General features: G+C 42.7%; 20 protein-coding genes. 8 read left to right on the forward strand and 12 right to left on the reverse strand.

Annotated features, from left to right (window positions below):
- Positions 1–289: 289 nt before the first annotated feature.
- From melR to C9I99_RS00600, 3 genes are all read right to left on the reverse strand, one after another.
- Positions 290–1,180 (reverse strand): transcriptional regulator MelR, encoded by an 891-nt coding sequence (melR, locus tag C9I99_RS00590; protein WP_107346908.1) that lies wholly within the window; start codon positions 1,178–1,180, stop codon positions 290–292.
- Between the two features lie 79 nt (positions 1,181–1,259).
- Complete coding sequence (locus C9I99_RS00595) at positions 1,260–2,993, reverse strand: solute:sodium symporter family transporter (protein ID WP_107346909.1); 1,734 nt, start codon at positions 2,991–2,993, stop codon at positions 1,260–1,262.
- A 3-nt stretch (positions 2,994–2,996) separates the two neighbouring features.
- Positions 2,997–4,481, reverse strand: coding sequence for a sulfatase family protein (locus C9I99_RS00600; protein WP_107346910.1), 1,485 nt, complete (start codon positions 4,479–4,481; stop codon positions 2,997–2,999).
- A gap of 181 nt (positions 4,482–4,662) precedes the next feature.
- On the opposite strand from C9I99_RS00600, the gene C9I99_RS00605 reads away from it, so the two are divergent.
- Entirely contained in the window at positions 4,663–5,586 is a 924-nt protein-coding gene (locus C9I99_RS00605) for a LysR family transcriptional regulator (protein WP_107346911.1), read from the forward strand.
- 40 nt (positions 5,587–5,626) lie between these two features.
- On the opposite strand, the gene C9I99_RS00610 is transcribed toward C9I99_RS00605, so the two are convergent.
- Complete coding sequence (locus tag C9I99_RS00610; RefSeq protein WP_107346912.1) at positions 5,627–6,784, reverse strand: DUF819 family protein; 1,158 nt, start codon at positions 6,782–6,784, stop codon at positions 5,627–5,629.
- Positions 6,785–6,890: 106 nt separating this feature from the next.
- Between C9I99_RS00610 and C9I99_RS00615 the strand changes: the two genes are divergently transcribed.
- From C9I99_RS00615 to C9I99_RS00625, 3 genes are all read left to right on the forward strand, one after another.
- Entirely contained in the window at positions 6,891–7,304 is a 414-nt protein-coding gene (locus C9I99_RS00615) for an OsmC family protein (protein ID WP_107346913.1), read from the forward strand.
- A gap of 258 nt (positions 7,305–7,562) precedes the next feature.
- Entirely contained in the window at positions 7,563–8,951 is a 1,389-nt protein-coding gene (dbpA, locus tag C9I99_RS00620) for an ATP-dependent RNA helicase DbpA (RefSeq protein ID WP_107346914.1), read from the forward strand.
- A gap of 149 nt (positions 8,952–9,100) precedes the next feature.
- Positions 9,101–9,352: an HPr family phosphocarrier protein gene (locus tag C9I99_RS00625; RefSeq protein WP_107346915.1), complete on the forward strand. Its 252-nt coding sequence runs from the start codon at positions 9,101–9,103 to the stop codon at positions 9,350–9,352.
- A gap of 82 nt (positions 9,353–9,434) precedes the next feature.
- On the opposite strand, the gene melB is transcribed toward C9I99_RS00625, so the two are convergent.
- The 8 genes from melB to prsT form a co-directional block, all read right to left on the reverse strand.
- Positions 9,435–10,862, reverse strand: coding sequence for a melibiose:sodium transporter MelB (melB, locus tag C9I99_RS00630; RefSeq protein WP_107346916.1), 1,428 nt, complete (start codon positions 10,860–10,862; stop codon positions 9,435–9,437).
- Positions 10,863–11,085: 223 nt separating this feature from the next.
- Complete coding sequence (gene melA / locus C9I99_RS00635) at positions 11,086–12,432, reverse strand: alpha-glucosidase/alpha-galactosidase (protein ID WP_107346917.1); 1,347 nt, start codon at positions 12,430–12,432, stop codon at positions 11,086–11,088.
- Between the two features lie 189 nt (positions 12,433–12,621).
- A complete protein-coding gene (locus tag C9I99_RS00640) occupies positions 12,622–13,425 on the reverse strand; it encodes a ferredoxin reductase domain-containing protein (protein ID WP_107346918.1) in 804 nt (267 codons plus the stop codon).
- 2 nt (positions 13,426–13,427) lie between these two features.
- Positions 13,428–14,015, reverse strand: a complete 588-nt coding sequence (locus C9I99_RS00645) for a cyclase family protein (protein ID WP_107346919.1) — start codon at positions 14,013–14,015, stop codon at positions 13,428–13,430.
- Between the two features lie 296 nt (positions 14,016–14,311).
- The gene (locus C9I99_RS00650; RefSeq protein WP_107346920.1) at positions 14,312–15,214 is read right to left on the reverse strand and encodes a hypothetical protein; all 903 of its coding nucleotides are present in this window, start codon (positions 15,212–15,214) and stop codon (positions 14,312–14,314) included.
- A 282-nt stretch (positions 15,215–15,496) separates the two neighbouring features.
- Positions 15,497–16,369, reverse strand: coding sequence for a glycosyltransferase family 2 protein (locus tag C9I99_RS00655; RefSeq protein WP_166645334.1), 873 nt, complete (start codon positions 16,367–16,369; stop codon positions 15,497–15,499).
- A 133-nt stretch (positions 16,370–16,502) separates the two neighbouring features.
- Entirely contained in the window at positions 16,503–16,982 is a 480-nt protein-coding gene (locus C9I99_RS00660; RefSeq protein WP_338069654.1) for a VanZ family protein, read from the reverse strand.
- 4 nt (positions 16,983–16,986) lie between these two features.
- A complete protein-coding gene (gene prsT / locus C9I99_RS00665) occupies positions 16,987–19,746 on the reverse strand; it encodes an XrtA/PEP-CTERM system TPR-repeat protein PrsT (protein WP_166645335.1) in 2,760 nt (919 codons plus the stop codon).
- Between the two features lie 170 nt (positions 19,747–19,916).
- On the opposite strand from prsT, the gene C9I99_RS00670 reads away from it, so the two are divergent.
- From C9I99_RS00670 to C9I99_RS00685, 4 genes are read left to right on the forward strand one after another with little or no spacing between them, the layout of a single operon-like run.
- Positions 19,917–21,035 carry a GNAT family N-acetyltransferase gene (locus C9I99_RS00670; protein ID WP_166645336.1) on the forward strand — a complete coding sequence of 373 codons (1,119 nt, stop codon included), beginning with the start codon at positions 19,917–19,919 and terminating at the stop codon, positions 21,033–21,035.
- A 33-nt stretch (positions 21,036–21,068) separates the two neighbouring features.
- Positions 21,069–22,799: an arsenate reductase/protein-tyrosine-phosphatase family protein gene (locus tag C9I99_RS00675; protein ID WP_107346925.1), complete on the forward strand. Its 1,731-nt coding sequence runs from the start codon at positions 21,069–21,071 to the stop codon at positions 22,797–22,799.
- The gene (locus C9I99_RS00680; RefSeq protein ID WP_107346926.1) at positions 22,789–23,754 is read left to right on the forward strand and encodes a polysaccharide deacetylase family protein; all 966 of its coding nucleotides are present in this window, start codon (positions 22,789–22,791) and stop codon (positions 23,752–23,754) included. The genes C9I99_RS00675 and C9I99_RS00680 overlap by 11 nt, the downstream gene beginning before the upstream one ends.
- Before the next feature lie 10 nt (positions 23,755–23,764).
- Complete coding sequence (locus C9I99_RS00685) at positions 23,765–24,787, forward strand: glycosyltransferase family 2 protein (protein ID WP_107346927.1); 1,023 nt, start codon at positions 23,765–23,767, stop codon at positions 24,785–24,787.

The following is a 24,787-nucleotide window of genomic DNA, read 5'->3' on the forward strand; positions in this document are numbered from 1 at the left end:
TTTGAACGTTTATACCTGATGAGTTGATTATCCTAATTTTTAATATTGAGATCTTCCCATTACACGGGTTTAGTCTCCCGTTTTATAAGAAAAAGTGTTTTTTCTTGTTAGGAATGTGTAAATGGCAATAAGTATCACTGGAACAACTGTTATGAATGATTAATACAAGATTGATTTTGTCGTGAAGTATATTGTGATGGGATTGGGGGGGAATTAATATGATATTACTTGTCGATGGATGATAAGGTAATAGGCCATAAATTAAATCATAAATTATAGCCCTATCAATTTAAATTGCTTTTTTATTCCTACTTATATCTCTAAACTGAGTAGGAGTCATGTTCAAATATTTATTAAAATTATCATAGAATCGACTGGTGGAGTTAAACCCTACAGATAATGATATATCCATGATTGTTCTATTCGTATCGACAAGCAATGCTCTTGCATGGTTAATTCTCATTGAAGTAATATATTCCTTTATTGTCATATTCATTACTTTTTGGAAGAAGCTCATGACGTAGTTAGAATGAAGACCAACATGATTAGAAATATCTCTCACTGTGATAGGCTTGTTATGGTTGTTAGAAATAAAGTCTAAAATTTGTTGTACATAATACTGTGACTGTTTTGAAACTTGAGTTATTTTATTATTAATCTTATTTTTGCATGTTTGAGTTTCCCACCCTGTTAATGACATACGTTTGATCATGAGTGCAATCTCATCGATCATTAACTGTCCGAAGGAAATGTCTGTTCCTGTCGATGCCTTCACCCAACAAGAAACATGCTCTTCGGTGATAAAGCATTGGGCTGCTGACTGTATAACAGCACCATGAGTGATCTCTTTAATTAACTTTTTATCAAGTGGTAAAGAGAAAAGCATGTGGGTCGGTAAATTAATGATTGCCACATTTTTAGTATCATTAGTATTAACCAGTTTATGAGGGGTTGTACCCCAGAAGAGCCCAATATGCCCATCCTTAATTGTAAAGGCATCGCCATTAATTAAATATTCAACATCACCTTCGAATGGAATGTTGACTTCAACCTGTCCATGCCAGTGGTAGCTATCCATACAATGGGGTTGACGTAATTCAACATATATTTGCTCATAGGAAGAGTAAAGGCCAAGTGGGCTGATATAGGCTTCTTCTTTAATTAATGTGCTTTCTTTCATAAGGTGTAGCCTCAGTCAATACTGAAAATAAGGAGGCTTATTATTGAGCCTCCTGAATCCGGCCTTAATGGTAGTTAAGTTAAGATTGAGTACTTTCTACTGGTAATAATGACCAAGATCTACGTCTAAGATACTTCTTGCAAAGTAAATTAAGACCAAAGATGGAAATAACCGATGCTACGCAGATGACAAGCACATTGCGAAGAATGTTCTCTGGCTCAGTAACAATACCAATCGGGGATGCTAGGGCATAAGTTGCGACCATAATTACCAAGATAACGATATTGGCTAACCGCAGGTGCTTCCAGTTTTTAACTTCAACCGGAGCATCTTGTTTGATAACAATCTCTTCTTTAGCGGGTTCAATGTGAGTCATAACCAGAGTCACAATGGCACCTATAGTAAAGAACAATGCAGATTGGTGTAAGAAGTGTAAATCCAAGCCTTGGTACCCAAACTTAAAGAATAGGTACAAGGCAACGTATGTTGCACCACCGGAAATCGTTGCTTTCGGAGTTGCGCGCTTAGATAGCATGCCAACAATGATCATTAGCAACATAGGCACTGTCAGGATTGAGTTGAACTCCTGAAAGAACATATAAATGCCATCAGGTGCATTCTTAATATAAGGCGCAACTAAGGCGGAGAAAATACCTAGGAACGCACCGAAGTATTTGCCGGCTGTAATGCACTTCTCTGCACTTGGTTCTTTTTTGCACAGTGGCTTATAGATATTGAGGGCAAAGATGGTAGAGCAAGAGTTAATGGTGGAGTTGAATGTTGAGATAACGGCACCAAATAGAATCGCGCCAAAAATACCAATCATGTAACTAGGCAGCAAGCGGTTGATGAGGATTGGGTAAGCCTCGTCGCCATGGATACCTTCATGGCCGTATAAGTGGAATGCTATGATGCCCGGGAAGATAAGAATAGCGATACTGATGATCTTGATTAGTGCTGCAATCAGTACGCCTTTTTGTCCTTCTTCCAGATTCTTCGCGCCCAGAGCTCGTTGAATGATGACCTGGTTGGTACAAGCAAAGTAAACATTCACCAAAATCATGCCAGTGAACAGGGCTGAGAATGGCACGGTTACCGTAGGGGCCGTAACAGCGTTAAGCATATGCTGGTTTTCGGTGACAAGCTTATACATCCCGTCACTAAAATCACCCCCTCCCAATGCTTGCAGGGCAACAATGAGAACAAGGATACTACCGATGAAAAATCCAATGCCGTTGATGGTGTCTGAGACAACGACCGCTTTCAATCCACCAAAAATGGAGTAGATACTACCGATTAGTGTGATCAAAATAATTGAAAGAACAATCGCCGATGAATCTGAAATACCCAAGAGCTCAGAGACATTGAAGACTTTACTCATACCCAGTGCGCCAGCATAAACGACTGCCGGAAGGGCTATCGCAGCCATGTTGATCAGGATACAGACGGCAATAACATTACGCGTGGTCGCACCAAAGCGTCGCTCGATGAGTTCAGGAATGGTTGTAATACCGGTTTTCAAGAAGTAAGGCAAAAATACCGTAGCCATTAATATAAAGGCGATGGCACTGGTTACAGGCCAGCCCATGTTAGACAGACCAAATGCGTAACCCTGTCCATTCAGGCCGATAAGTTGGTCTGCTGACCAGTTGGTCAACAAGATTGAGCAACCGATAGAGATACCGGTTAGGCCTCTGCCACCGAGGAAGTAGCCGGAGCTTGATTTAAGATCTTCTTTTTTGGTTGCGATCCACGATACGACGGCTACAAAGGCTGTGAATAGAACAAAAGACACTAATATCCAGGTATTCATTGTTTAACCTTCCTGAGTCGAGTATGCGTAAGCAGGACCAAACTCGGCCAATCCTACCATGATGTACGGGTTCAAGCTTTGATCTTCGGTTTTCGATGCAAAAGACCACATTTGTTTGAATAGTTCTTTCTTTGCTTGCTGGGTAAGATCGCTTTCGCTGCCAAATAGATTTGTCAGCTCATCAGGATCATTGGCGAGATCGTACAGTTCATCTTCATCAAATGTATTGTGAACGAGCTTCCAGCTGTGATTGAATACAGTACGCTGTATTCCATATACTTCGTTGCCGTTGGTTTGGGTGAACATATAATCACGCCACTCACTAGGCTTAGTGTCATTGATAAATGGTAAGAGGCTTTGTCCGACAACATTTTCTGCGACGTCTTCACCCAATAGCTCAGTGAATGTTGGCGAGAAATCGGCCAGTGAAACAAACTCTGCGACAGTTCTGCCAGGGTTTTTGATGCCATTTTTCCAGCTCATGACGGCCGGAATATGATAGCCGCCTTTAAATGCTGGCAAACCTTTACACCACAGGCCATGTTCACCGTTGTAATCGCCATGATCACTGGTAAAGAGGATCAACGTATCATTATAGTCTTCCCTGGTTTTCAGCTGGTCCAAGACTAAACCGAAGAGGTAATCTTCGTAGGTACAGAAGGCCATGTAATGGCGGATCGCTTCTTTCTTCTCTTTAATAGACAACTGGTTGAACAGACGTTGAGTGCGGCGATATAGGGTAGGTTTGTCCTTCAGTGTATCGAAGTGGATGTCAGTCAGTGCGATCTCAATGTCTTTGTACATATCCAGGAATCGCTGCGGAACAATATAGGGGTCGTGAGGCCCAAGTGTTCCGATGTACATCATCCATGGGGCGCCACCATCTTCGATATTGGCAATCTGTGACAGCGCAGAGTCAATCACCCCCATATCATCGAATGGGTTTTCATCAAGGCCGTAGTGCACGTACTCCGGGTAGCCTTTGCGGCGGATTTCTCCTTCCTTTTTCGGTGCTGTTTCTTGTGTTTCAAGTTGAGCGGCCAGGTTCTGGTACATTTCCCAGCCTGGGCTCATAAGGGCAATCGTTGGGTCGTCTTTGGTTATTTTGTTATTGGTGACATGCAGCTCTTTGAAGCCATAGTCTTCAGGACCTGTTTGCGAACAGACGTGCCATTTTCCGGCATAGTACATATCGTAGCCTTTGGCATCAAGCAGGCTTGGGAATAGTTCTGTGCCAGGGTTTAATCCTTTTGACAGGGTATTTTGCACGCAAACGTTATTCCATACACCATGCTGTGATGGGTATAAGCCAGTAAAGAAGCTTGCCCGCGATGGACAGCAGTGCGGCGATGGGCAATAGGTATTTTCAAAGTGGACGCCTTCACGCATCAGGGAGCGGATATTGGGCATTATGATCCGTGGATCGGTAAGGGTATCCCCCCTCTGCTGATCGGTCATAAATACAAAGATGTTAGGCTTGATGGTCATCTATTATCTTTCCTTTTCGAGTTTTCGCCGCAGAAAATATCCAAGCCATGATGTTATGTTATAGATCGGAGTCACAGATAGACGGCCTTATAAACTCAGCTAGCTAGAATTGTGACTTAACAGCTATTAGTATTCAGATTCGTGTTAATAAGCTATCAGTTTTTTTTATGGATTCGTAAATATGAACAGAGCACTAGAGCATTTCAAATATGTGGCTGATTTCCAAAATATTTCGTTAGCAGCAAAAGCTTTGGAGTTATCTCAACCAGCATTGAGCCGGAGTCTAAAGCTGCTGGAACAGGAGTATGGCGTCCCACTTTTTGAACGCCAAGCGCGAGGCGTAACCCTGACCGATGCCGGTAAAATCCTCTACACAAGAATAGAAAAAATAGAGTTAGAACTCGCTTATGCTAAGCAAGAACTCGCTCAAATAAAATCTAAAGAGCGCACGATGATCAACATTGGGGCGGGGCCGGCTTGGGCGGCCTATTTACCGACGGCTTTACGAAAGTTGTCCCATGAAAGGCCTGATATCAATATATCAATTATCTCAAATACCATTGATGTCTTATTACCTAAAATTTCGAACGGCGAGCTAGATATAGCATTAGGTGGTGATGATAAGTTTGATGAAAAGTCGTATCAGGATTTAGCGTTTCTACCTTTAACTCAGATTGATACCAATGTGGTCGTGCACCATACACACCCTTTAGCTCAGATATCAAAGCCAGATCTAATGTCGATGCATTTGTTTCCATGGGTTTCTCTTACCAAAGGAGAGAAAACACTGAAACAGCTGAATCTGTTCTTCCAGCGTAAGAACTTACGCCAAATCAGTTTTCAGATGGATACTGATGTGATTGATTATGCGCTAGATATGCTGGTGCACGAGCGGGCTATCATGTGCTCAACAAGACAAATGTTTAGCCGCTTACCGAAGGGAGAGTTTGTTTCGTTAGAGTTAGGTGAACCCATATGGAGGCATCAGGCCGGTGTTTGGTACCAGCCATCGAGTCGTAATTCGCCAATTGTTAATCGATTAATAGAGCTACTTGCGAGCGTTGTTAAGAATATAGATGCAACAAATAGAGAAGGGTCGATATAAGATCCACTTTCTTATGAAGGTGGATCTTGATGTAAATTAGCTAGCTCAGCATCACAATCACTTCACTCACCGTCAAGCCAACAAATGAACCTAGCATTGAACCGATCAGCGCCATAATAACAGCAACCGGGACCAGGTTTTTGTCGTAGGCGGCGGCGACGACAGCGGCGGATGGTGCACTACCGATGTTGGCGATAGAGGCCAATCCTATCAGATGTAGGTTCATCTTCATCATACGGCCGATAATGAGCATGAGGACGCCGTGGATGGCAAGGATCATAAAGCCTGACATGATGTACATCGGCGCTTGGCCTATCGCACTCAGGTTCACTTCGGCACCAATCAAAGCCACAACCACATAGAGCATCACACCTGAGACTTCATTGGCCCCGGCCATTTTGCCAAGTGCTGTTGGCGCAGCAAGAATACCGAGTAGCGATGAAATGATAATCGCCCAAATCATTGGATTTAGCAGACCCATAGCGGCAATGGCCTGGCCGAGGTGGCGGCTGATTGAAGAGATCACCAAAGCGACCCCCAGCATCAAGAGGATTGCCTGAAGATCGGGCTTTTCCTTCTTTTCAAGTGAGCCCAGCTTAGACAGAATTTCATCTAAGCCATTGTCATTCGCTTTAAGTACGCCGTTGAAGCGCTCCTTCATCGGCTTTAATGCCACAATCATGATCAGCCAGACGGTATAACATAGCGCTCCCATCAATAGGGTGTAGGCCATGGCAGAGTCCGTGACTGACAGCGCTTCTTTTACGGCGACAAAGTTTTGCGTGCCGCCGGTCCAGCCGGCAGACATCACACCGAACGTTAGCGGTGTTTCATCGCTCAAAAAGCCGCCCATCATGCTATGGACAATAATAAATCCGGCCATGATGGTAGCCGTAGAGGCGAGGAAAAGAATAATGAGTCGAGCACCCAGTTTGCGAATAACGCTGAGGTTAAAGCTGAGCGACATGAGGAACAACATGGCGGGAATGGCATTGTCTCGCACGGTCGCGCGGGCGGCTTTTACCTCGGGGGTCATCTCCCACATCCCGAAGGTATAGAGGGCCATTGAGCCAAACATTACCAGTACGATACTGGGGAACCATTTGAATAACTGGCTGGGGTATCGTTGCTCTAGCCAGACGAGTAAACCGCATAAGCCGAACATCACGGCAATAAAATCAAATCCTTCTGTGATCATAATCTTCCTTTGATATAGAGTGTTGAATTAATTGAGCATAATTGGTATTTGTAAGACAAAATTTAATTTATTTATATCATTGTTAATTCAATAGGGAAATATAGAAATGAAGATTGAAACTCGCTGGGTTCACGGAAAGTGTTTTGTCAGTACGGTTGACCAAGGCCATGCGGTCATTACCGATGCCCCGGCACAATTCGGCGGGACCGACAGTGCACAAACCCCGATGGAGTTGATGCTCAGTGCGGCGGCAAGCTGTGCCTCAATTGATGTTACCAGCATTATGGCGAAGCAGCGTCAGCCACTCGATAGCTGTCGCGTCACCGTCAGTGCTGAACAGGCGCCGACACCACCTAAAGTTTTTACTAAACTGCACTTTGAATTTGAACTCTCTGGCAGCCAGTTAACGGAAAAAGCGATTGAGAAAGCGATCGAGATGACATTTGAAACCCATTGTTCTGTCTCTATTATGATTGCTCGTTCGGGGGCTGAAATTAGTTGGAAATATAACGTCTTATAATGTTGCTGCACAGTGTTGGTGTACGGCCTTGCTGTTGATGGCAACATGACAGGGGGGCTAACTACCGCTGAGAGGCGTCGATTGGCGAAAAAGAGACGAGTTTAACCGCCGAACTCTATCTTTTTTTCCACAAGACTGATAGTGTCGCACCCCTTGCGACAACAGGGTGGGGTAGATGAATGTCTTGCTGGTGTTGTCAGTGTTTCTTAAGCCTGTGAAATAGTCTTTCAACGTACAGGCGATGACAGGATATTACCCGTGAGCAAAAACGCGTTTTCAACTTTGAATCTAAAACCTGAGCTGGTCTCTAACCTAGAAACGATGGGTTATGAATCCATGACGCCTATCCAGAGCCAAAGTCTGCCACATATCTTGGCGGGCAAGGATGTAATTGCTCAGGGTAAAACAGGTTCGGGTAAAACCGCTGCTTTTGGTCTGGGCTTGCTTGATCACCTCAATGTTAAGCGCTTCCGCATCCAGTCACTGGTATTGTGCCCAACGCGTGAGTTGGCTGATCAGGTTGCCAAGGAAATCCGTAAACTGGCACGTTCTATCCATAATATCAAGGTACTGACCTTGTGTGGTGGTATGCCGTTTGGTCCGCAAATTGGCTCTCTTGAGCACGGTGCCCATATTATTGTTGGTACACCGGGCCGTGTGGAAGAGCACCTGCGTAAAGGTTTCTTGTCGCTAGATGATCTGAACCTGTTGGTACTTGACGAAGCTGACCGCATGTTAGAGATGGGTTTCCAAGATGCCTTGGATGCCGTTGTCGATGCAGCGCCAGCCGATCGCCAAACGCTGCTATTCAGTGCAACGTATCCGAAGCAGATTGAATCTATCGCTCGTGAAATCATGCACAAGCCGGTGATGGTGAAGGTAGAATCTACCCATGATGAAAACACCATCGATCAGCACTTCTACCATGTAGACTCTAATGAAGACCGTCTGACGGCACTTCGCTTGTTGCTGTCACTGCACAAGCCAGAGTCGAGCGTTGTATTCTGTAATACCAAGCGTGAAGCACAAGAAGTGTCTGATGAGCTGGAGTATTACGGTTTCAGTTCAATGGCGCTGCACGGTGATTTGGAGCAGCGCGAACGTGACCAAACCTTGGTGCGTTTTGCTAACAAGAGTACCTCTGTGCTGGTTGCAACAGATGTTGCTGCGCGTGGATTGGATATTGAAGCGTTGGATTGTGTGATCAACTATCACCTTGCCCGTGATACCGAAGTCCATGTTCACCGTATTGGCCGTACCGGCCGTGCGGGTAGCAAGGGTGTTGCTTGTTCTTTCATCAGTGACAAAGAGCACTACAAGGTTGCTCTGCTGGAAGATTACCTGGAGAGAGACATCGTTGGCGAGGAATTGCCTTCCGAGTCGTTGCTGAATCAACCGACTTTCCGTCCGGTGATGACGACGCTGCAAATTCTGGGTGGTAAGAAGCAGAAAGTGCGTCCAGGTGACATTCTTGGTGCACTAACGGGTGATAACGGTATCCGTGGTGATCAAGTTGGTAAGATCAATGTCTTCGATATGGTTGCCTATGTTGCTGTGAAAAGTGATGTCGCTCGCGTAGCACTGAAGAAGCTGGAGAACGGTAAAATGAAAGGCCGTTCTTTCCGTGTTCGTATTCTTAATCGTTAAATATCGCTTTTAATTTTGCATAAAGAGCCATGGCTAGATCCCACTTTAGGGAATGTCATGGCTTTTTTGTTTCCATCTTGGCCTCATATCTCAGATTTAATCAGAAATTATCGGTACAAAAACAAATAGATAACTACGGAGAGTGCTATATGTTTAAGAAAAATGCCCTGATTACTGCTGAAAGTGGCCTTCATACTCGACCTGCTGCCCAGTTTGTGAAAGCGGCCAAAAAATATGCCGAAGAAATTGAAATTGTGTCTAATGGCAAAACAGCAACAGCCAAAAACTTATTCAAGCTACAGACTTTGGCTCTTGTCCAAGGGACGCAAGTAACGGTGCAATCGACCAACCAACAAGCAGTTAATGAGCTGACGACCTTTATCGAAAACGTCACGGGGTAGTTTTGCTTGATTCATGTCTTGCACTGAAAAGCCCGCTCAATTGAGCGGGCTTTTTGTTTATATTGAGTGCGTATCTTGCTCCCTAGCGGCTTTCCTGTGCCAGTTGTGGCTCGGGAGTGAGCGGTGTATTGCCCGTTTCGGGCTCTTCATCGCCGTATTTCTGCATCAGTTTATGCTGTACTTCATTGAGCAGCGTACCGTTGAGCTTGTAGTAACGGAAGTAGATGTACAGAGCAATGGCAAAGAAGAAGCTCGGCAATCCTATCATGATGCATTGCATACCAAAGATAGTGTCGGCATTTTGCTCGACGTTCGGTACATAATCGACAATAGTTAGCGCAATACCGATGAAGAAGGCTGCAAAGGCTGAACCGGCTTTAACCACCAGAGTCTGTACCGAGTAGGCGATACTTTCACAGCGCACACCCAGCTTATATTCGCCATAGTCTACGGTGTCTGCCACCATGATGACATTGAGTACCCAGAACAGCGCGGTACCGATTTGTAGCAAGATACCGGCGGTAGAAATTAGGATGATACTCTGTGGATCATACATACCAACGTAAATCAGTACCAAACTACCAAGGATAGGGAAGCCTGATGCGCCAGCCCAAAGTACTCGGCGGGAGAAGATACCTGCCAGTTTCGGGAACAGGACCAAGGTGATCAGGTTAGCAATACCGGCATAAGCCATATAGTACGGGAACAGCGCTTCATTGCCGACGACGTAGGTGAAGTAGTAGACCGCAAAGGCTGTAATGATATTGGTAGCCAGGTTGTATGCCAGTGCCATACACAGCACGCTGCTGAGCTGGCTGTTTTTGTGGATGAGGCCAACCATTTCTTTTAGAGATATTTTTTCTTGTACCGGGCTGCCTTCAAGATGCGCGGTTGAGTAGCGCTCTTTGACATTGCGTAAAGTGATGTAGGTTGAGACGGCAAAGCAAGCAATGAGGAGTATTGTAAAGACTTGGAAACCATAGCCTTTGTCGTCGCCCCCGACGTAGTTGATGAACGGCATCGCAATGGCTGCGGTAACAATCCATGCCAGGCTGGCAAAGAAACGTGGGTAGGGAACCAGTTCTTCACGTTCGCGTTTATCGAGGGTCAGGGTTGGTACCAGCGACCAGAATGGAATATCCATTAAGGTGTAAGTCATGCCCCATAAAATGTAAGTGACTGCCGCGTAGGCAATAAGCCATGGACCTTCAAAATAGTGGGCGTTGAAAAGCATGTAGAGCACAACAGAATTGGCAATGGTACCGATCAAAATCCAGGGTTTGAACTTACCCCAGCGGCTGCGAGTATTATTGACAAGCCAACCCATGATTGGGTCATTTACCGCATCCCAGATACGAGCCACAAGGAAAATGGTACCGACAATACCCGCGGAAATGCCGGCGACATCGGTGTAGTAAAACATCAGGTACATATAAACGATGGTGATGGCAAAGTCCTTGCCGAATGCACCAAAGCCGTAGCTTAACTTGGTGTTCAATGAGACGCTCATAAAAGCTCCTTGTTCCTTTTCCTTGTTTTATACCGATCTAAGAGATATTGGTATTACAGCTTTTTTAGGAAAGGTAATTATTGTTGTTTCACGTAGAGTAAAACCCAAGTGTTTTAATCGCACTGGGAGAATATTTGCTTCTTGTTTATCACCATCACGCCTTGGTTTATTTTGATATCGCAACCTTGGACGTGATGGCGTTATTGTTTTCAACGCTGGTGGCTTAAATCCACTCTGGCAACCAGTCTTGCTGCGCTTCAATCAGTTCATCAACCAAGGCATAGATTTCCTCGATACCAAGCACTGCTGCAGTGTGAGGGTCTAGCATGGCGGCGTGATAAATACGTTCACGGTTTTCGGTCAAAATCGCTTCGGTTAGTAGTGTTTGTACATTGATGTTGGTCTGCATCAGGGCGGCAAGGTGGCTTGGCAGTTTCCCGGCAGCCGTTGGCTGGATACCATTGGCATCAACCAAGCAAGCCACTTCGACACAACAACCTTGTGGTAGGTTGTCGATCAGCCCTTCATTCTTCACGTTGCCGTAAATCACACTTGGGGTATTGGTCCAGATGGCATTCATGATGGTACTGGCGTATTCGTGCGACTCTTTCTGCTCAATACGCTCGGCTTGTTTGAACTCCTCGAGATCTTTTTTCCAGTTGGCGATTTGCTCTACACAACGTTTCGGATACTCGTCCAAAGGCACCTTGTAGCGTTCAATCAAGTCAGGGCGGTTAGGCTTGATGAAGTAAGGCGTGTACTCGGCAAAATGCTCGGAAGATTCTGTGACAAAGTAGCCCAGTTTCTTGAACATCTCGTAGCGCACAATGTTTTCACAGCGTGGGTTACCGTGAATATTCGGCTTCGGTGCTTGTCCCATTTCGTAAGCTTTGAGCAGGTCTGGGTAGATGCTGACGTATTCGCCGCTCTCGGTTTTCTTCTCCAGCGTCAGGTAGTAAGCCATGTGGTTGATACCGGCACAGGTATAACGCAGGTCGCTGTAATCCATTTCCAAGTCACGTGCTAATTCTTCCGCGGTACCTTGTACCGAGTGACATAGGCCAACTTGTTTGATTTGCGGGTATTTCTCATACATCGCCCAGGTGTTCATCGCCATCGGGTTGACGTAGTTGAGCATGGTCGCTTCAGGGCAGACATTCGTCATGTCTTCACAGATCTGCCACAGGTGAGGAATAGTACGCAGTGAGCGCATGATGCCACCCGGGCCCAAGGTATCGGCAATGGTCTGCTCTAGACCGTGCTTTTTACACACCTCAAAATCAATCACGGTGCAAGGCTCGTATCCCCCAATCTGGAAGGCAACCACGACAAAATCAGCCCCTTTCAACGCTTCTTTCTGGTCGGTGTAGCAATGAATGTCACCGGTCGCACCAGCAGACTCCATCAATTTACTGACAACAATTTGCGACTCTTCAAGACGGACTGGGTCGATATCCATCAGGGCGATTTCAGCCCCTTTGAAGGCGGGTTTATGGAATACGTCACCAAGGATGTTCTTGACGAAAATGGTAGAACCGGCCCCGATGAAGGTAATTTTAGGGTGATGCATGGCTGTTCCTTTGTATGCTTGGTTTTGATGGATACATCTTCATCGAATTCCATGCTGGTATCTTCCCTATAGTGGGTAAATATATCCCGTTTCCTAAGATTTTCTCCTTGGCATCACAGATCTGCTTTTGGTGCTAAGGTTGAAAAAATAGAAGCAAGGTAATGCCTTGCCTCTATTTGACTAATGAGCTTATACGTGATTTTTCTCTCGTACACTTTGTGGCGGTAGTGCATCGGAATGAACACGATTTGCCAGCTCAGGGTTGATCGCTACTATTTGCTGGTATGCCGTTTGAACCATTTGGTAGCGGCCACAGAGGTAAATATCTTGTTCTTCCTTCAACGAGGTGTTGGCAAAAAAGATATCAAGTAGCTTGCCTTGATGCAGCTTGGTAGCATCGCCCGCTTTCGCTTTGCTCTTGCTAGAGAGCGATTCAACAACCGGTACATACTCAAACTGCGGGTGTTGTTTGCTTAACGCCATCATTGCCTCATGCTCATACAAGTCGGCAAGGCTTTTGGCTCCCCAGTACAAGGTGATACTTGATGTATCTGGCTGTGACAGCGCCTCTAATACCACGCTTTTGGCATAGCTAAAGCCTGAACCACCTGCGATGACAGTTATTGGGTTATTTGTTTCTCGAAAGTAAGCGTCTCCTGCCGCAGGGCCTAGAAACAATGATTGTTGATGAAGCCAATGCGACCGAAATTGCGCAATATCTAACGCCAAGTCAGAGTTTGGCAAAACCCCGCCAATTTGTATCTCGATAGCCGCGTGATCATTTCCTTTTTGACCCTCTACCAATGTCGGTTTACTTGCGATAGAAAAAGGCATGCTCTTTTGGCTAGCGGGAAGAGGCAGAGCGAGATACTGCCCCGCTCGGTAAGGATAAGGCCGCTCGGGTTGCAGTTTTAGGCTCAATGTATGGGCATTGAGCCATTCCATACTGACAAACTTAAAGGGAGTCGTTGATTGAGTAATTGTTCGTTCCATGCTTACAGACCGAATGAATTGAAAGTTGCGGTGACTTCACAGCGTTTTCCTGTCGAGGCACTGTTGGCATCGAACATAATATCGAGTTCGATTAGGTTATCTGCCATTTCGCTACTTAATATGACATTTTCAATCACAAAACAGTTGTTTTCTTCACAGCGTTTATCGAAGTTGATGTGCTCGTCACCGTGTGCGCCGATGCCGTAGCTATCGATAACAATGAAGGCGGGCTGCTTGGCCAGCATGGCATCAAGGACTTCGCTACAAAGCGCGGTATCCGCTTTGCCGTACGCCGGCGTGCCGTAACCGTTGTTTTCAAGGTTTCCGGTAAACAGCACCAAGGATTTACCGGCAATATCGAGCGGTTCGATGTCGTTTAGGCAAGGCATTGAACCGGTGCAGTCTAGCAAGACGGTATCAGTGGTGTAGTGGTTTTTGGCGGGTACCTTGGTATAGCAGTCGATATGGGTGCCAATATGGCCGAACGCATTCACCGAGTCCGATTGTTTCTTTGCCCACTGGTAAGCAGGGTGTTGTTCATTGATGGCTAGGCTGATGCACTGGCGTGTAAGGTTTGTTTGATAAGACATACAAAGGCTCCTGTTGGTTGTTGTTGATGTCGGGAGCCATTTTAGGGAAGTTATTATCTGTCTGTTACAAACATTAAGACGCTAAATATCAAAATAAGGACAGTGTGATTATTGCCTTATGTTCATGGTGCCTTGTTGCCCGACGGACCTTAGGATTGAACATCTCAGGGCGAATGATGCTAAGTTTGAAGGGCTAATCTTGGCGGGGGTAATCGTAGAGCTGCCTCGTTGGTGCTCAACCAATGAGGCAGCTTTGCTGCTATAGGTATATCTTGCGTAAAGAAATAGCTAAACGTTTAAGATGCGCAGTGCTCCTGGCATAATTTGGTGGTTGGTGAACGGCGACGAACCGTAGCAAGACCGAGTAGGCATGCTGAAAACAGGGCTAGGGTTTCAGGTTCGCTGACAACAACCGCCGGTCCTTCGAAGTCAATCCACACGTTACCGTCTATAGCACTGAATACACCGTTATCCAAACTGAAAATATCTGCAAAAGTGATTGACTCGAACTGGAGGGTGAAATTGCTGGTGTTGGCATAGTTTAGGAGTACTGCGCCAGAGGGGTCATCTTCATTAAAGTTGGTACCTGGGCCTTCAAAGAGGATCTCGGAGCCGAGGTCGGTTGCTGTCAGGCTTGCCGGGGTATTTCCGGTCGTATATGAGAACAGGCCATCGCTCTTAAATACCCGCAAGTCTTCGCTCTGCTGATTTCCTATGTTATCCAGCTCTCCATCCACATCATATACAATGATCTCAAACTCATCGGCAACAAATGGGTCGGTATACGTGTTTGACTTGGCACCTGTACCATCGAATAATTCAAATAAGTAGACGAGGCCGCCTTCAGCCTGAACATTGGCTGGTAAATTTGCATCACGTCTATACAAGAAACCGATATCACCGTTGGGTTCGGTAACCGTCGACGACTTATAGTTTGGAGCTTGATAATCAAATACATAGTCACCGAATGCCGTTGCAGTGACCCTTGCATCTAAAACGTCTCCCCCTGCGCTGACCCCTACATTGGTAAAGTTCATGACGGTGCTTGTGGTTGCTGGATCAGCTGGACTGAAGTGAATGACAGTATCTAGGGTGACCGAAAAGGGCGTATCAAAGGTGAGGTCGATAGGTGCAGCCTGGACCCCTCCGGTAGAGAGGGCTGCGAGAGACAGTAGCGCTACCTTAAGTGATGTTTTCATGTTTAGCTCCTGTTGTATAAATTATCAACTTGCTTTGTTTTGTATTTTGTTGTGCATTGTTTATTAGCAATATCAAGGCCAGTTTTTTTCATTTAATTTCAATGGTTTATCTTCGCTTGCTTTCTGGCTATGTAAAAAATATTGACAGACTGAATTTGCAAAATGCAATGGGGGAAAGGTGTAATTTCAAAATGAGTTGCAATCTGCAATTTGATGGCCTGCAACTAATCCGAACCTGAACGAATCTCGATATGAATTCAAAATTAAGCAATGTAGTAAAAGCTACTTTTTGCATAATTTGCTGCGTTGATGATCGATAATTACCTTCGAAATGACATCAAACAAAAGGTTGCTACTGAACCAGCGAATTTTACTTAGAGGGGCAGTGGTCTCTTTAATGGCAAGGTCAGGCATAGCTTGGATGCCAGATCGCTTAAGGTTAGTGACAATAGAATGTTGTTGAAAATAACGCAGAGAATAGCGCAGTCTGCGACGTAAGTAGAGTTTACAATCTTGCCAGCTAAGAGGGTTCAGTGAGTCGTAGATAAAGATTGCATTCGTACAAACACCGATCCGTTGAATAGGTAAATCAGTTCCGCTACAAATATCGGTAGCAGAAAGGTAACCAAGCATACTATCGTCACCGATAAGGCCTACAGGTAATTTAACATCTTGATCAATAATTTTATCTATAAATCGGGGGGATAGAAGATATAAAGCCCCGGTAAATTGGTGCTCTCTAAGCAAATTGTAACGCCATTGCTGGCTGCTTCTCCCTTTATCGCAGGGGAAACTAGAAATCGCATTGTAGTGAGGATTACGAAAATGAAAATCAAGAAGGTTATTTATAGCGTTTTCTTCAAAACATAGATCGCCATCAGCAAAAATAGCCAGCGATGATTTTGAATAATATTGAAAAATGAAAGTATTCCATGCGTTGGACTTATCACCTAACTCAATGTTAATAGGATGAATATTAGGGTGATCTTTTGCTATCTGAGAGACAATGGAGAATGTATTATCTCGGCATCCATTAATCATAACATAAATGTCAGGAGTATATTCTGAACAGCTATTGATTAGATTAATAATGTTACTTTTAATAGTTTTTTCAAGATTGTAGGCAAAAACACAAATTTGAATGTTGTTTATCATGGCTAAGTCCATTTATATTACATGAAATTATCACTTAATGTAATATAAAAATAGCTCATGATATGAATTTAACCACTAAAGTTGAATGAAAGTTAATGTGATAAAATTCTACATATAAAAATGAAACGACACTTTATTTTTTAGAGTGCATGTAATATAAGCTAATGTTATAACCAATGATAACTCCAACAATATTAGCAATAGCATCTTCAATTGATCCCATTCGAGATGGAATAAAAGTCTGTTGAACAAGTTCTAATAATGTGCCGTAGAGAGCAATAGCAAAACATAGAATTCTATATAGGTGCTGAGAGGTCAAGAGTAAAAAAGCTTGGATAGCAAAAATAGCATAAGCAAGGGCATGAGATATTTTATCGAGGTATAAAATACCGTAGCTATTCATATCGAGTGTACTGTTTTCCTGAGCACCTGTTGAAAGCGAAAGAACTGTAATCAAAATAGTATAAAAAACAAATGTTACTCTATAGGCTACTTGTTTTCTAAATATAACCAGTTGGGTGTTTTTTGTAGTCATTATTTTACAGTTTCGCTTTTTATCAAAGTTAAATATGATAATTAAATAGGTGTAAATCCATTGAAAATGGTCGGGCAGACCATTATCTGCCCTTTATTTTTTGGTAGAGGTGGTTTTTCTGTTCAATATGTTCTTTTTCAACAGGCTTAAGGCTATTTAATATTCTCTCAGCTTTCACCAGTTTGCTGTTTAAAATAAGACTTTCCGCATAATGAAAGCTAATATCGATATTGTTTGTTCTACCCTCGTATGCCATTTTTAAAGGTGTCATAGACTCTTCGTGCTGACCAGATTTTAATAAGCAATAACCATAGGTATCCTGAATCTCCGGAGCGTCAGGTGCATTATTATAAGCTCTCATTGCAAAATCACATGCGTTATTAAAATCACGGTTGCTAAAATATATCCAGGCGGCATTATTAAGCGCAATAATATTATTAGGTTCCTTTTCAAGTATGGAAAGATAAGTTCTGAGTGCTTCATCTGGTTCAACGGTATTCTGGATTTGGGCGAGAAACAATGCTAGTGCGCCTTCTGACTCTGGGTTGTCGTTGATTCTTCGTTTTAGCAAATTAATTGCGTCAGTATATTGATCGTTAGCAACGTAAGCCGATACAAGATCTTTAGCCGTGATGGAGTTAGGCAAGGAATCATAACGCTTTTGGGCGAACGAAACACTTTTGGCATAGTCTTTATTACTATAGGAAACTTTACTCTGTAGTTGTAAGAAGTAACTGGTTTTTTTAATGTTTTCAGGGAGTTCATCTAGTACGGCTTGACTAAGTATTGGTTGTTGGTTCAAGAGTAATAAAGTCGCACGCATTAAAGGGAAATAAGAATGTTCAATAAATATTTTTTCTGCCTCTAAGGCATATTTGATCCCTTTATCAAAATTTTTGGTCAACTCACTAAGTTGGACAAGCCTTAAATATGCCTCAGGATTTGTACGATCTAACTTTATCCATTTTTCGGCAGCTAGGAATGCATTACGGTAGTCATGGATCTGAAAATAAAGCAAGGTCTCTAGGCTTAGAGTATTAGCATTCTCTTCTATGCTCGGTAACTCTTCAAGCAGTGCAATTCCTTTGTCCTGCTGCTGGGTACTTGAATAAATTCTCACCAGAAGCATGCGGAGTTTGGTATTATTTTGATCTTTACTTAACAAATCACTGTAAAAATTGATTATTTTATCAACTTGATCGGTTTGCGACGCGAAGCGATACAAAAACATAGCAATGGCAAAGTTATCAGGGTGTTGCTTAGCTAAGAGAAGGGTTTCATCAAATGATTTTTTGCTATTACCCGCGAGGGCCTCTATCTGTAATAAAGATAATTTAGCTTTCACATTACTAGGGTCTAAATCGAGGGCTTTATTAAACATTGATTTTGCAATGCCGTATTTCTCCTTTTTTATAGATAAATAACCTTTAAGTAGAATTGCTGTAATATCATTTTCATTACTTATTAGCCATTTATCTATAATATCCTCACCTTTTTCAATGTCACCGTTAGATAGGTGATAATATGCCAAGCTAACATTTGCCTCTAATTGGTCAGGTTTAATTTTCAAAATGTTTTCTAATTGACTTATACCCTTTTGATCATTATTTGCTGTTCGCAATAGGCCTATCCGTAGCTGACTCATTGTTGTCGAATTAGCTTCAGCCTTTTCAGCAAGAGCCATAGCATCATTATTTCTTCCGATAAATGAATATTCTAGGCTCATCTTAGTAGCAAAATCGTTATAGTCCTTATTTGATAGATCAAAACTATTAATTTTATCTAACGCTTCATTAATTTCCCCTATCTTAAATTGCGCAGCAACAAAAATCTTTTGTAAAAAAAGATCATCATGCAAATAAGGAATGATATTTTTAAGGGTTTCATAAGTGTCTTCGTAATCATTTTGCATATAAGCCGTAACACCTGCGATGACAAGTGTGCTGGTACTATTCGAACCTTCTCTAATCGCTATTTTTGCATGTTTTCTTGCATTGTTGTAATCGGACTGAGAGTATTCGACTAATGCTTTAAGATCATGGGCAAGCCTGTTTGATGGTGCAATGTTGAGAATATCATCGATATATGGTTCTGCATCTGAATACTGTTCATTTTTTACTAGGGACTGTGCAAGTAGAAGTTTATATTTTGGATTGCCTTCTGATGTCGCTAAAACCTTTTGGTATATTGTTATGGCTTGAACGTGGTCTGATTGGGCAGTGAGTACCATCGCTGTCAATAGTAAAACGTCAACGTTTTCAGGCTGAGATACCAACATTCTCTTTAATATTTCTATTGAACGTTGAAATTCTTCTCTATACGCAAAAAATTGTGCCTGAGAAAGATTGAAATAATGACCTTTAAATCCTAATTCTTTTGTTTCCTCTAATATAGAGCTAGCTTTGTTTTGCTCATTGTTTCTCATCAATGCGATAGCATAGATTGAAAGTAGTTCAGACTTGAACTTCAACTGATGAGTGTTATTTCGCAATGCTAATTCTTCAATCGCTAAGATATCATCTTGTCCTAAAAGTGCTTGTGCCAATAAAATTTTTGTTTTGTTATTATTAGAGTCACTTTTCAATGCAGTAGAAAATTCTTTCTCTGCGGCTGGATATTCACCGCGTAGAAGATATATTTCACCGAGCATAATTCTTGGTTCTATAGCTCTCTTGTCTTTTTTTATTGCATTTTTTAACTCAATAACAGCAGAATTTAAGTCGTTATGTTCTAAATTATTTTTTGCATTTAAAAGGTGAGCTTCAGGTGACACATCACTGCAAGCAAGCAAATTTATGGACAAAAGTAACATAAAAACTGACATTAATACTTTTCTTGACATACTGACTAAGTCCCTAATAAAAGTCCTATGACACATCAAAAAAAGCATAGTCTTGATTTATCTTTTTGTGTGAAAATTTATTTATTATCGAAGCACCATTATCAATGATAGTGACTATACTGGGTAGTGAATGGAGATTAGGACTAATTGGATTTACTCTTGGTGTACTAGTGAATAGACAAAATAATGCAATAGAATCTGAAGTTTACTTTTGTCCTGATCGGGAGTGGTTAAAGCAAGCTTGGACAGAGTTGGAAAACCATTCAGAACCTAACGTATTTCTATCTTGGTTATGGATAGGAAGCTGGTTTGAAAGCCTTGTTGATGATTACTATGTCATTGAGGCGAGGAGAAATAATGAAGTTATCGGATTAGGTATCATTGTCCTTCAAGCTGACTCATACTACCGCTACTTTAAAGGAGCTTCATGTTATTTGCATCGTTTAGGTGACGAATTACTTGATCAGGCATGGATCGAATACAACGATTTTTTGATGCTTAAAGGCCATGAGGTTGATATTCGGCAAGCAATGATATCAACTGTGATGGATGAGATCGTAGGAAACGGTAAGTTTGTCGTCGGTGCTAGTCATCACACTGTTATTGATTGTTCGTTGACCGAATATGGGGTAGAGGCGGTATGGGAAAGCTTAACGTACCAAGTTGATTTAGAACAATTAAGACAGAATAATCAAGCGTTAAGCAATGTAATTTCACGTAGCGCTCGCTATCAAACTATGCGTAGTGTGCGCCGCTATCAAGAGTATGGAGAAATAAAGGTTTCGACTGCGAAGTCAGTCGAAGAGGCGTTGTCCTATTTTTCCATGGCCAAGCCCCTACATATCAAGCGGTGGGGAGACCAATCCGGACAGAGCGGGTTTTGTAATCCCTATTTTATGAAATTTCACGAGGCATTGATTCGAAATGGCGTAGTCTCGGGTAACGTTTGTCTGCACAAAATTACTGCCGGTAAAGAGTTGATAGCTATTATATACAACTTCCATTGGCGGGGAAAAGTCACTTTTTATCTCTGTGCATTAAATTATGAAATGCATGACAAACATTTAAAGCCCGGTCTTGTGTCACATTATTTTCTTATTAACACGGCAATGGATAATGGCTTTAGTCACTATGATTTTATGGGGGGAAGCGATCGATATAAAAAGACTTTCGCTAATTCCACATCATCTCTCTATGTTTACGAAATACGAAAATCAAAAAATGTTTTGGCTTTTAAAAATAAGTTACGTTATGTAAAGCATCAATTATCTGGCTATTATTCAGGATAATTTAACGAATATGTCGATGCGCAGGGGAAGTGAATGAAGGGAAAGGTTCAGCAAAAAGTATTGGTCATTGGAGAAGATACACGTAGCTTCTTAGCCGTGATTCGGTCCTTAGGGAAAGCTGGCTATGAAGTCCATGTCATTTGCTACGATCGAACTAGTGCGGCGCGCGGGAGTAAATATATTAGGACCGCCAAATTCTATAACTATCAATCTCATACACAAGGTGATTGGCGAGAGGCCGTAGTTAGGTTGATCAACCGCTATCAGTTTGATCTTGTCATACCCTGCGACGAACGTGCGTTATACCCGCTTTGGCAAGAAAAGCATCGCCTTCCAACCAAGACGGTTTTGGCGATTGCCAATGAAGAGGCTCTTGATATTCTGTTTGATAAATGGAAAACCAAACAGTTAGCAGTGTCATGTGGTATTCCTGTTGCAGAGGGAATGAAGATTGATCCGGATACCGTAAATTATGATCAACTAGCGGATAAATTCGGAGATCTTTTTGTTATTAAGCCATTGCAGTCATTTAATCAAGAAGCGTTAAATCGTCGTCATAATGTCGCTATTATACATGACGCTTCTGATTATGAAGGTGTTCGATGTAGCCAATCGCCAGTAATGGTTGAACGTTATTTTTCCGGGGTTGGTGAAGGCGTCTCAGTATTTTCGGTAGACGGGGATGTTAAAACGGTATTTTCCCACCGACGTGATGCGGAACCTGGCTGTGGTGGAGGGAGCTCATATCGATACAGTATCGCCGTTGACCCGCAGCAATTAAAAGCGGTGGAGAAAATATGTAAACAAGTGCGCTATACCGGTGTCGCTATGTTTGAATTTCGCCGTGATCTACAAAGTAATGCATGGGTTCTTGTCGAGGTGAATGCGCGCTTTTGGGGATCGCTACCATTAGCGGTAGCCTGTGGCGTCGATTTTCCACGTTATTATGCTGATTATCTACTGATGAAAAGCAGGCCAGAAACGTTGCCCAAGCGTTATCCAGTCAATTATTACGCACGTTCGCTAACAGCCGATCTGTACCATATTCGGAGTTTGAGTGGTACGGCAAGAGGTTGGTCAAAGATTATAGGACGGTTTGCACAGTACGGTCGAATCATTATAGGCAGGGAAGTTATTGATAGCTATTCTTGGTCTGATATCAGGCCTTTCTGTTCTGAAGTTATAGCAATAATTAACCAGCTGACAATATCGTTGACCAAGAAGGCTCCAGTACTTTTACGTTTTCGTAGTTTGTTCACCCGGTATCGGCTTAAAAAGTTATTCAAGGAGAGGCCAGAACGACGCATGATTTTTATTTGTTATGGCAACATAATGCGCAGTCCTTTTGCTGAAGAGGTACTGAAAAATCTGCTTTTGGACCAGTCCCAAAAACTTGTGATTGAATCGTATGGGTTTCATGCTCCAGAAAATCGCCAAAGCCCTAAATCGGCTCGGCAAGCGGCTCAGCAATTGAATTACAACCTTGAGCAACACCGCTCTCGATGTTTGCGACAAAGTGATCTTCATAGTAGCGATATAGTTTTCTTTTTTGATGAGTTAAATAAGTCAACATTGATCTCTCATTATAACGTGAGTAATGCATTTTTTATTAATGATCTCATTCCCATGAATAAAATAATGAGCTATGAAGTAACAGACCCTTATGGATTGGATGTTGAAGGAGTCCGGCAGTGCTATGAACAAATTGAACTTTCGGTAAAGCAGCTGATTAATTATAGTAAGGGTGGACTATATGGGCGCTAAACTTGCTGTTGTTATACATGCTGAAGAAGAGTTTGACTGGCACGGCGGCTTTTATCGTAGTAATACTGCTGTTAGCCATCACGTTGAGTTAATTAAACTTATACAGGCTATGCTTGATTTAGGCGCACATGTAACCTTGGCAATGGACTACCCTTTTGTGACCAGCAAGGGGGGAGAAGAAGTGATCCATTTTTGCAAGGGATGTTCAAACGGAACGATTGAGTTTGCCACTCACCTCCACCCTTGGGTCAATCCACCTTTCGAAGAGCCTTTAGATGGCAACCAAGTTTCGAATCGGCATTCCTACCCTGGTAACCTTTCTCCTGACCTTGAATATCAGAAATTGAAAGTGCTTACGGATAAGATCGAGGAAGTGACGGGTAGCCGGCCTGTTACCTACCTTGCTGGCCGATATGGGATAGGGAGGAATAGCCAGGAAATACTGAGATCACTGGGGTATGAAGTTGATCTTAGTATTAGTGCATTCAGTGACTTCTCTCATCAGCAAGGGCCTGATTTTAGCCAGTACAATAATGCGTTATTTTCCAAGGGTGGTATAACTTATTTACCACATACTTGCTGTCGTATATCGCGCTTCAAATGGCTAAGCAGTTGGTTGCAAAAGAATCCATCGTATTTAAACGGGCGAGATATCGTGAGTCGGGTTGTGAGAAAAGTGTTTGGTATTGTGACTTATCGTCTATCACCTGAAGGCGTTGATCTTAATAACCTGATCTGTGCTGCCAACCATCAGATAGAGATGGGTCATGAATATTTGATTTTGTCTTTTCACTCACCATCAGCCAAACTGGGTCAGACCCCATATGTGCAGACACATGAAGATAAGCTTAGGTTTGACGCCGTCACGCTTGATTTTATCGAGTGGTTCATGCATCAACCGGATGTGGAAGTGTTTACCCCACAACGACTAGCTAGTCTCAAATCAATAGTCTAGGGAGAGCAACATGTCTAATACATCTGTGCCTTACTTTAGCGTTATTATCACAACTCGTAATCGGCCCAAATTATTTCAAAAAGCGCTTGAATCAGTATTGAATCAGGATTTTAGCGGATATGAAGTCATTGTGGTCAATGACGGTAGTTCGCCCCATCACCTGCAGTCGTACCAAGATGTGTTGAGTTGCTATCAGGATAACGTTCGTTTCACATCGTTGATCGAGCGAAAGCAGGGACATGGCCATAGCTATGCAATGAACCACGGTGCCATGATTGCAAATGGGCAATACCTTTGTTTCATCGATGATGATGATTACTGGATTGATATGCGGTACTTAAGTCGTTTGTATAACAATATTCAATCAGAACAAAGCCAAGTCGACCTCTATATATCGAATCAGCGGGCTTATTACAGTGATGGTACTCAGTCAAAAGAAGACATTTGGGTTGAGGACTTGGTTGATAAACTGGGTTTTAATCACAGTGTCTCAAAGAAAGCTTATTTGATTAGTCTTGAACAGTTGTTGAATAGTGATGGTTTTGCACACTTAAACTGCCTTGTTTTTAGGGCTGACTATTACAAATTGATTGATGGCATGGATGAAAATCTGAGATATGAAGACGATCGTGATATTTATTATCGCGCTATCGATCGTGCTGAATCTATGCTTTATGATCCTACTGTAATATCACACCATAACATTCCAGATCAAAATAAAAAAATTAATTTATCAACGAGTTGTGAACAACTACAGAAACGAATATATCAACTACGGATTTATGAGAAGGGAATTCTGTATAGCGAACATGTGAAGCTGAGGAAGGTATGTCGGCATGGGAAAAGTAATCAACTTAAGATAATTGCAGAAGATCTAAGGAATCGAGATAGGTATCGGGAAGCGGCATCATATGCGTGGCAGGGGCTTGCAGTCAGATTTAGCATTAAGTGGCTGCTCTATTCAATGTACTTAAGTTTGCGCTGCTTATTTGTCAAAAGTACAAAATTGATAGTAAAAGAAGATGGAGTATAA

This window comes from Photobacterium lutimaris (assembly GCF_003025555.1).
GTDB classification, from domain to species: domain Bacteria; phylum Pseudomonadota; class Gammaproteobacteria; order Enterobacterales; family Vibrionaceae; genus Photobacterium; species Photobacterium lutimaris.